Source organism: Tahibacter sp., from assembly GCF_035481375.1.
In the GTDB taxonomy this organism is placed as follows: Bacteria; Pseudomonadota; Gammaproteobacteria; order Xanthomonadales; family Rhodanobacteraceae; genus Tahibacter.
This window is the reverse complement of record NZ_DATIGT010000193.1, coordinates 1-9,516: the sequence shown is the minus strand read 5'-3', so window position 1 is coordinate 9,516 and position 9,516 is coordinate 1. Positions and strand designations below refer to the sequence as shown.

Here is a 9,516-nt window from a genome sequence, read left to right as displayed (position 1 = left end):
GTGTAGCCGTCGGCGGCGGCGATCATCTCCGCGTCGACGCGCCAGCCGGCCAGCGGCTGGGAGGCGTAGTCGTCGACGAGGAATTCGAGCATCCAGGTCAGCGAGCTTCCGGGCACGACGCCGTCCATCCACGACAGCGCGACCGGCGGTACGAAGTCGGCGATCGCGAGCAGATGCCATTCGCTCGTGGCGCCTTCGTCCTTCATCGACAGTTCGAAACGGTTCGCCTGCACCGGCGTGTTCGTGAACGGCAGCGCGCCGTTGCGCAGGATCACGTCGAAGTGCTGCATGAAGCTCGGCGTCACGCCGGGCAGGAAGCGCAGCGGCGATCCGGCGTGGTGGTCGCCGGGCGTGTCGATGGCCGGTACGCGCGCGACGCGCGAGGCGCGCGCGCTGCCGAACACGCCGATCACGAGCGCGAGCAGCTCGCCGTTCGCATCTTCGAGGCGTGCCTGGACGTGCTGCGTGTTCTTGCCGCTGCGCAACAGCGTAGCGGTCGCGCGGACGGTGCCGGCGGGCACCGGCGCGATGAAGGTCATCTGCAGCGTGCGCAGCGGCAGCTCGGGCGCGAGCGAGCGCATTGCTGCGACCGCGACCGCCGCCTGCAGGCCGCCGAACACGCTGCGGCCCTGCAGCCAGTCGTCGCCGACGTCGACCTGCAGGCGTTCGCCGTCGCGCACGGCAGAGCGGATCAATTCGGACAGTTTCATCGGCGCGTTCCGTCATCGGTCATCGCGCCAGCTTAGTGCATGGTTCCGGCGCCCGCCCGGTGCGGAAAGCGCCACGCGCCGGCGGTCCGGCGCATTCGGCCATTGACGCTGTTCGCTTCGTGCTTCGCCACGAGTTTCACGGTTCGGGGCGCGCTGCGCGTGCAGGCTGCGCCCCCTCGCCGAATCGCTACCGGAGTCGTTGCATGCGCCGCTATCTGCTGTCGATGCTGTTGCTGGCCGGACCGGCCGGCGCCGCTACCTATCAGGTCGGGCCCTCCCGTCCCTTTGCCTCGCTCAACCAGCTGTTCGCCGCGATCAATCTCGAAGGCGGCGATCTCGTCGAAGTCGACGGCGGCGTGACCTATGCCGGCGGCGTCATCGTGCCGGCCGCCGACGGCGGCAGCCCGGGCAACCCGGTCACGATCCGCGGGCTTCGCGTCGGCGGCCAGCGGCCGCACATTTCCGGTGCGGGCAACACGGTCGAGTTCCGTCAGTCCAACTACGTCGTGTTCGAAGGCTTCGAGGTCAGCGGCGGCACGGGGCGCTGCATCCTGCAGGGCGCGCACGAAGTCACGGTGCGCGACAGCGTGATCCACGACTGCGCCGCCCACGGCATTCTCGGTACGGACCAGTTCTCCGGTTCGTTCACGCTCGAGTATTCCGAGATCTACGACGCGGGTTCCGGCACGAACCTGCATCCGCTCTATATCCAGAGCGACGAGGTCGCCTGGCCGAATGCGGTGTTCCGCATGCGCTATAACTATGTGCACAGCGGCAACGGCGGCAATCTGCTGAAGTGCCGCCACCAGCGCGCGGAGATCTTCTACAACTGGTTCGAAGGCGCGACGTATCACGAACTCGAACTGATCGGACCCGACGAGGACACGCAGCAGGACGGCTGGACGCGCGATCTCGTGCGCGAAGACCAGGACGTCGTCGGCAATGTGATCGTCCACACGAACCCGGCGTTCGGCGCGGTCATCCGCATCGGCGGCGACGGCAGCGGCGTCAGCAAGGGCCGCGCGCGCTTCGTCAACAACACGATCCTGCTGAGCTCGGGCCAGGACACCACGGTGTTCCGCATCTTCCAGGAAATGCAGGCCGTGGAGATGCACAACAACGTGATCGACGTGACGGCGGGCGGCGTGCCGCGCATCATTCGCGCGGTCGACGGCGAGCTGGTCTGGACCGACGGCCGGCAGATCCGCGGCAGCAACAACTGGATCGAGAGCACGGCGACGTTCGTGCCCGGTGCGGGCGAGTGGAGCGGCACGCTGACCGGCACGACGCCGGGCTTCGAGAATGCGGCCGCGTTCGACCTGCGTCCGACGCTGGCGAGTCCGCTGCGCAACGCCGGCACGAATGCGCCGGTTCCGAACGCATCGTTTCCGTTCCCGGGTCCGCTGTTTCCGCCGGCCGTCGTGCCCGTGCGCGGGATCGTCGCCCCGGGCACCGCGCCTGCGCGCGCAACCGACGCGACCATCGACATCGGCGCGTTCGAACGCGCGACCGACCTGATCTTCGCGAACGGCTTCCAGTGAGAGCGCGCAGGTTGCGGTGAGCCGCAGGCGAACCGCAGCGTCCGAGGAATTGCCACAAGGCGATCGTCGGATCCGAGTCGCACTGTGGAATGGTGAATCAATAGATAAACCGCGAGGGTGCGTTTCGCCTGCGGCTCGCCGCGACCTCACTCCTCGTCATGCCCGCGCCGGCTCGGACGCACGGGCAGCGGCGCGAGCACCCACGCCAGTGCGATGAGTTTGTCGCGCGACTCGCTGCGCGGCTTGTGCAGCAGCTCCAGCGCGCGCGCGAGCAGGCGGTTGATCTCGGCGAGGTCGCGCCGGTCGACCCAGCCTTTGCTGCGCGATGCCCAGACTTCGCGCTCCGCACCGTCGGTCGCGACGTCGCTGCGCTTGAGCGCAGCGGCGAAGTCGCGTGCGGCGATGCGCATCATGCTCGTGCCGACTTTCTCCACCGCCGCCGCGCCGGCGTTGCGGCCGCCGCGATAGCGCAGCTGCAGACGCGCGCCCTTGTCGACGCGCGTGCGATAGCGGCGTCCGTCGCCTTCGTCGGGCAGTTCTTCGAGCAGGCCGCCGCGCACGAGCAGGCGCAGGTGGTAGTACAGGCCGTCGGCGGGCCGACCGAGCTGCGCGGCGAGCGTCGCGACCGACGCTTCGCCGCCGAGCGATTCGAGCGTGTCGATGAGCTCCTGCCGTGCCGGCGCGGCGAGCAGGGCGATTTCGCGGGGTTTCTCCACGGCGCGGTTCGAGGCGGCAGGGCGTGGTTTGCGTGGCTGTGCCATCGGTTGGGTTGCCTTCGTTGAAATTTCGCAAGAATATTCAATGAACGATACGACGAATCGCCGCGACGTGCCGCCATGCCTGCCGCGGAACAAAAACGGGAGAAAGCCATGTTTGTGCGTGCGCTATCGCTGTTGTTGCTGCTGTTGTCAAGCGTCGCGGCCGCCGCGCCCGACGCCGCGGCGCTGCTGGCCCGCGCCCGCGCCGTCGGCGGCGGCGAGAACTGGAATGCCGTGACTGCGGTATCGGGTCGCGGCACGATGAAAGCTGCCGGCCTCAGCGGTTCCGTGGAAACGCGCGAGGACGTGGTTTCCGGCCGCAGCGTCGCCCGCTACAGCCTCGGCCTGTTCAAGGGCGCCAACGGCTACGACGGCTCGGTAGGCTGGAATCAGGATCCCGGCGGCGAGGTCGCGCGGCTCGACGCGCCCGAGGCGCAGCGGCAGGCGCGCACCGCGGCGTGGCTCAGCGCGCGCGCGTTCTGGTTTCCGCAGCGCGGCGAGGCCGATTTCGGCGCGCCGCAGCCGCGCGAACACGAAGGGCGAAACTACGCCGTCGTCACCGCGACGCCGGCCGGCGGCGAGGCGGTGGAACTGTGGTTCGACGCTGCGACCGGCCGGCTCGACCGCTTCGTGACCGGCCTGGCGGCGCAGGACCGCGTCGTCACCGTGCTCGGCGACTGGCGCGACGTCGATGGCGTGCAACTGCCGTTCCACCAGATCGTGGATCGCGGCGCCGATGCCGCGAACCGCATCGAGATCGTCTACGACAGCCTGACCACGAAATCCGCGATCAGCGACGCCGACTTCGCCGTGCCGGCGCTCGCCGGCGGCGCACACATCGTCGACGCCTCGGGCATCACGCGCATCCCGTTCCGGCTCGTGCGCGATCACATCCACGTGCAGGCGGAGGTCGACGGACAGCCGGTGCAGATGCTCGTCGACACCGGCGGCGTCAACATCCTGCTGCCGGCCGCGGTCAAGCGCCTCGGCCTGAAAACCGAAGGCCAGCTCACCGCGCGCGGCACCGGCGAGGCGCGCGCCGATGTGACGCTGGGCCGCGCGAAGTCGCTGCGTCTGGGCGGCGTCGCGTTCGAGCAGCCGCTGTTCTATGTCATCGATTTCGGCCGGCTCCCCGACGTGGAAGGCGAGGACTTCGACGGCGTCGTCGGCTACGAGCTGTTCCAGCGTTTCGGCGTGACGATCGACTATGCCAGGCGCGAACTCGTGCTGACGCGACCCGACGCATTCGCGCCGCCGGCCGGGTCGAAGGCCGTGCCGTTCACGATGGCCGATCGCATCCCGATCGTCGAAGGCCGCATCGACGGCCGCGCCGTGCGCATTGCCGTCGATACCGGTTCCGGCGCCGCGATCGATCTGCATTCGCCGTTCGTGCGCAAGAACGACCTCAAGCGCGAATACGGCGCGACGTTCGAGCAGATTTCCGGCTGGGGCGTCGGCGGTCCGATGCGCGCCTGGCCCGTGCGCCTCGGCGAACTGGAGATCGGCGGGTTCGCGATGCCGAACGTCGCGGCGAGCCTCTACACCGGCGACAAGGGCGCGTTCGCGTCGCCCGATGTCGACGCGAATCTCGGCGGTCGCGTGCTCGGTCGCTTCACCGTCGCCTTCGACTACGCGAACAAGCGCATGCACCTGGCACCGAACGCGAGTTACGCCGAACCCTTCCGCAACGATCGCAGCGGACTCGCGCTGCTGCGCGACGGCACGGCGCTCAAGGTGTTCGACGTGACCAAGGGCAGCCCGGCGCAGTCGGCAGGTCTTGCGGCCGGCGACCGCATCGTGCGCCTCGCCGGCGAAGCGGTGCCGGCGCGCACGCTGTCGCAATGGCGCGACCGGCTGTCGACGGATCCGGCCGGCACGACGATCGCGGTGACCTACGAGCGCGACGGAAAGACGCACGAAGCGACGCTGGTCCTGGCCGACCTGATTCCCGCGACGCGCGCAAAAGCCCGATGAACGGCTAGCGCGCCGGAACGAACTGCGGTGCCGGCCACGGTCGGCGCCGCTTCGGCCGCTAACATACGCGGCCATGAAAACTCTACTTTCCGCGATGTGTACGCGGCGCCGCGCAGCGGTGCTGTTCCTGCTGCTGCTGCCCGCACTTGCGCCGGCCGTCTCGCTGAACATTCCCGCGACGCATCCGCGCAACTGGTACGGCAACGCGGCGCGCCTGAATCAGGCGCGCACCCACTACCAGTCCACGCCGTTCACGCCGTCGGGCGAGGCGACCACGCTGAACTTCGGCCGCGCGCTGCGCGGCCTGCTGACCAACAACGACACGGACTGCGACCAGGCCGCCAGCTATCTGGCCGGCTGGGAAGCGCCGGCGGGCATCGGCGGCTTCCGCGACGCGACGCGCCAGCAGGGCGAGGCGCTGCTGCTGATCTACGACTGGTGTCACCATCGTCTGAGCGCCGGACAGATTTCGACGCTGGTCGCACGCTGGAACGGCTACATGGATCGCGACAACGGCGACGACTTTGCGAACGAAGGCTCCGAAGCGAACAACTATTTCTGGGGCCGCGTGCGCAACAACCTGCTCTGGGGCATCGCGAGTCACGGCGAGAATCCGCGCGCGCAGGAGTTCATCGACAACGCGCTCGAGACGCGCCTCGGCGACTGGTTCCCGTCGTGGTATCAGGATTTCGGCCGCGGCGGCGTGTTTCCCGAGGGCGCCGACTACGGTTCGGTCACGCTGTCGTATCCGATCGTGCCGTTCCAGAGCGCCGCGGATTTCGGCTACGACCCGTATGCGCAGACGCCGTATTTCCGCGAAGCGATCTACGCACTGATCTACGGCACGACGCCGGGGCCGACGCGCACGACCGGCGTGCCGCCGGGCGGCAACGTGCTGTTTCCGTTCAACGACGATGCGACGTTCTTCGAAGGCAGTCCGATCAACGTACGTACCTATTACGGCGACGTCGCGCGCTATTTCGGCCAGCGCAATGCCGCGAGCGGCAACGCGCGCCACATGCGGGCATGGCTCGCGGCGACGAATGCGGGCCGCGGCTGGATGTTCGACGCGCTCGGCGGCAGCGGTCAGGCCGGCGATCTCGCGCAATTGCCGCTCGACTACTTCGCGCCCGGTGCAGCCGTGTTCTACACGCGCAGCGCACACGACGCGAACGCGAGCGCGATCCACCTGCAGCTCGGCACGCCGGGCGGCGTGCAGCATCGCCACCGCGACGCCGGCAATTTCCAGTTCTGGCGCAAGGGCCGCTGGATCACGCGCGAAAGCGTCGGCTATTCCAAGCGCCTCGTCGCGTTCGGCGGCAACGGCACGATCGATACCGAACATCACGTCGCGCACAACGGCCTGTTGTTCCAGGGCCGCACGACCGCGCGCTGGGTCGGTTCCGGCCCGACCGTGATCCCGCCCGGCGTCGACCGCGGCGACCAGCCCGACGGCCTGCCCGAAGTCGTCCGCGTGCACCACCATCCGGATTTCGGCTACATCGCGACGGACTTCTCGCGGTCGTACCGCAACACCAACGGCCGCCGCGTCGACTGGCCCTATGCCGACAAGGCGGTGCGCGAATTCCTGTTCCTGCGCCGCTTCAACGCGCTGGTGATCCTCGACCGCACGCGCACGAGCAGCGACTCGCAGCTGCCGTTCTATTTCACGGCGAACTGGATCAACACGATCGAAGGCACGAGCACGCCCGATCCGCTGGCCGTGCACGCCGACGCCGCGAACGTCGTGCGCACCTTCCTCATGCACTTCGAAGTGCCGCCGACCGTCACGGCGAACCGCGCGAGCGCCGTCGTCGGCGAACAGGTCGCCGAACTCATCACCCTGCTGCCGGCGAGCCCGACCTATCGCGTCATCAACGAAGACGTGGCCGGCATGGAACTCTACGGCCAGCATCGTCTCGAACTCGACGCCAGCGGCAGCGTCGAGAGCTATTTCCTCAACGTCGTGCACGGCCGCGACGTCGGCGCGACCGCGCTGACGGCGAATCTCGCCGATAACGGCACGAGCTGGACGCTGACGCTCGGCGACCCGCAGCAGGGCACGGTCAGCGTCGTGCTGCAGAAGGGCATGGCGTCGAGCGGCGGCAGCGTCGCGTTCGGCGCGACCACGCCGGTCGCGCTGAATCCCGGCGTGCAGGGCATTCAGGTCACCGACGACGGCCCGGTCTGGGCGTCGCTCGCCGACGCGATCTTCGCCGACGATTTCGACTAGGGCCTGTTAACACATCCGAAGCCCATCGGCGATCAAAGCGAAGCTGATAAAGCCCAGGAACATGACGTCGAGTTTTTCGAATCGAGAGAAGATTCGGCGGAATCCCTTGAGGCGACGAAAGAGCCGCTCGACTTCGTTACGCCGCTTGTAGAGCTCTCGGTCGTACTCCCACGGATCGATCCGCGTCTTCATCGGCGGCACGACTGGAACGAACCCCAGATCCAGCGCGAGCTGACGCGTTTCGTTGCCCTCATAAGCTCGATCCATCAGTAATGGAATCGGGCTGGACTGAGGGCCAAGCCAACGCAGCAATTCCCGGCCTTCGGGAGCATCGTGTGCTTGCCCCGGCGACAGACTGAACGCTACGGCCGTCCGAGCATTCGCGGCAGCCAGATGAATCTTGGTGTTCCATCCTCCGCGGGACTTGCCGATGGACTGCGGACCGTTTTTTTAAGCGCACCCATCCCGTCCGGATGGACTTTGATGCTGGTGCTGTCCATCGACACCGCTTCGATCTTGATTCGTACGATCTGATGGCACTGCAACTGCTCGAACACGCGATCCAACACGCCGGCCTTGGACCAACGATTCATCCGCGTGTAGATCGTGTGCCAATTGCCGAAACGCTTCGGCAACCCACGCCACTTACAGCCGTGTTCGGCCACATACAAAATGGCGTTGAGGACAGCGAGATTGGGAAGTCTCACATTGCCTCGCTGACGCGGCAGGCAATGTTCAATCGTGGCAAATTGCTTAGCAGTTATTTCCATGCGCGAAGTTTCGCGCATGGAGGCTCATTCGTAAATAGTGTTAACACGCCCTAACTTCGCGGAAATCTAGATCCAGCAGGAGCGGGATTACTCGGCTTCCTTCCAGAGACTTCGCCAGTGCGCCAGCCTCGAATAGAACCCATGGAGATCCGATGTTCTCACGCGTAATGCAGACGACGCCGAAGTTGCAACCATCTAGTTCCTTCGCGACAGCATCCGCCCAGCGTTGTCCCGCGTCGATGTCGGCTTCGGACAGCCAGGGCTCTACATAGTGCAGCACGAGAGGAAACCAATCCCGCAAGGCCAGCGCTAGGGCTTTGCTGCGTTCCCCACTCCAGCTGATGAATAACTTCACAGACACCACCAGTGTCAAGAAATGAGCCAAACTTCAATTCATACCCCAAGCCGAGGCGACATAGATCCAGTATTGGAACTTCTCCGGATAGCGGAGTCAGGTCAAATTCCAGCCTCATGAAACCGAGCGGGTGGCAGGCAGACCCTGTTATGCGGCAGAACATGCCTCGTCCGTGCCAATACGGCTATGAGTCTGTCGCCGGAAACAGCAACCTCTCAGCTTTGAGCAAAATATACTCGGTTCGCGCTAGGGACAAATCCGCACCCTTGACGCCGCCCGCCCCCAGGTAAACAATCCGGTCCGTTGCCGCCAATCCGGCAACCGGGTTTTGCAGCCCGAAAGCACGACGCACACAGCGTCGCACCGAGAGTCGGCGTTTTTTTATGCTCGAATTTCGTGTGACGCCGTCTGCCGATTTCTGGCGGCGGTGTGCGGGGAGCCGCAAGGCTCGCCGGTCTTCGTGCCCGGTCTGCAAACCCGCACACCGTTCGCCACCCTTTTCGCCGTTCCGGGTGGCGACTCCACGCAAAGGGAGTTGTCCATGGAAAATCGGTCTGCAGTTGGCGGCACTGAGCCGCGTCGTTGTTGCCTTGTCCGCATTGGTGGCGTTGTTCCCTGCTCCGGGAGGCGCGCGCCATGACCCCTCAAGGTTCGTTCTATCCCCTGCGCCGCGACGCGCGGGGCGATCATCCCGTGATGTTCGCGTACATCCTCGACGCGGAAGCACAGCGCGAGGCGCTGGATGAGGAGATCATGGCCCGCCTGGGAGCTATCCAGGAACTCAGCGAAACCATCGCGACGGCGCAGTTGGAGTGGCCGGGCTCGCGCTCGCACGGCGGCATCCTCGAAGCTGTGGCCATCCTCTCGCGTGATGTGCGCGGGCTGCTGGAAGCCCGTTCGGAGAAGGGGCCGTAGGTTTGCCCCCTGCCGGGGCGGCGCGGCGCCGCTCCGGCGTTCCGGCGGGTTTCGCGCGCAGTGGTCTGCACTGCGTTGCCGATGGACGGACGCTCGGTTGGGCGGTTCCATGAACAAGGTCTACGACCGCGCCTATTTCGACAAGTGGTACCGCGACGACCAGCACCGCGTGATTTCGCGCGAGGTGCTGGCGCGCAAGGTCGCGATGGCCGTCGCGATGGCCGAGTACTACCTCGGCCGGCCCATCCGCAACGTGCTCG

At 66.7% G+C, this 9,516-nt stretch carries 8 protein-coding genes and 1 pseudogene; 5 read left to right on the top strand and 4 right to left on the bottom strand.

From position 1 onward, the window contains the following. The coding region (locus VLF18_RS12260; protein WP_325279910.1) for a thioesterase family protein at nt 1–710 on the bottom strand (710 nt) is incomplete at its 3' end. Nucleotides 711–913: 203 nt separating this feature from the next. Here VLF18_RS12260 and VLF18_RS12255 point away from each other — a divergent pair. Continuing rightward, on the top strand, nt 914–2,251 hold the full coding sequence (locus tag VLF18_RS12255) for a hypothetical protein (protein ID WP_325279909.1): 1,338 nt from the start codon (nt 914–916) through the stop codon (nt 2,249–2,251). A 146-nt stretch (nt 2,252–2,397) separates the two neighbouring features. Here the strand turns inward: VLF18_RS12255 and VLF18_RS12250 are convergent, their stop codons facing one another. Then, on the bottom strand, nt 2,398–2,967 hold the full coding sequence (locus VLF18_RS12250; protein WP_325279908.1) for a helix-turn-helix domain-containing protein: 570 nt from the start codon (nt 2,965–2,967) through the stop codon (nt 2,398–2,400). A gap of 153 nt (nt 2,968–3,120) precedes the next feature. On the opposite strand from VLF18_RS12250, the gene VLF18_RS12245 reads away from it, so the two are divergent. Next, nucleotides 3,121–4,983, top strand: coding sequence for an aspartyl protease family protein (locus VLF18_RS12245; RefSeq protein ID WP_325279907.1), 1,863 nt, complete (start codon nt 3,121–3,123; stop codon nt 4,981–4,983). Nucleotides 4,984–5,056: 73 nt separating this feature from the next. Beyond that, the gene (locus VLF18_RS12240; protein WP_325279906.1) at nt 5,057–7,216 is read left to right on the top strand and encodes a hypothetical protein; all 2,160 of its coding nucleotides are present in this window, start codon (nt 5,057–5,059) and stop codon (nt 7,214–7,216) included. A gap of 6 nt (nt 7,217–7,222) precedes the next feature. On the opposite strand, the gene VLF18_RS12235 is transcribed toward VLF18_RS12240, so the two are convergent. Together VLF18_RS12235 and VLF18_RS23160 are read right to left on the bottom strand one after the other, a co-directional pair. Further along, nucleotides 7,223–7,986, bottom strand: a protein-coding gene (locus VLF18_RS12235) for an IS5 family transposase (protein ID WP_325279911.1) whose coding sequence is annotated in 2 segments (ribosomal slippage) — nt 7,223–7,668 and nt 7,668–7,986 — 765 coding nt in all. Because the reading frame shifts where the segments join, the coding sequence is not laid out codon by codon here. A gap of 40 nt (nt 7,987–8,026) precedes the next feature. Beyond that, a complete protein-coding gene (locus VLF18_RS23160; protein WP_414717217.1) occupies nt 8,027–8,341 on the bottom strand; it encodes a toll/interleukin-1 receptor domain-containing protein in 315 nt (104 codons plus the stop codon). A 636-nt stretch (nt 8,342–8,977) separates the two neighbouring features. Between VLF18_RS23160 and VLF18_RS12230 the strand changes: the two genes are divergently transcribed. Further along, entirely contained in the window at nt 8,978–9,256 is a 279-nt protein-coding gene (locus VLF18_RS12230) for a hypothetical protein (RefSeq protein WP_325279905.1), read from the top strand. A gap of 109 nt (nt 9,257–9,365) precedes the next feature. After that, nucleotides 9,366–9,516 (top strand): annotated as a pseudogene (locus tag VLF18_RS12225) (methyltransferase); the annotation flags it as partial.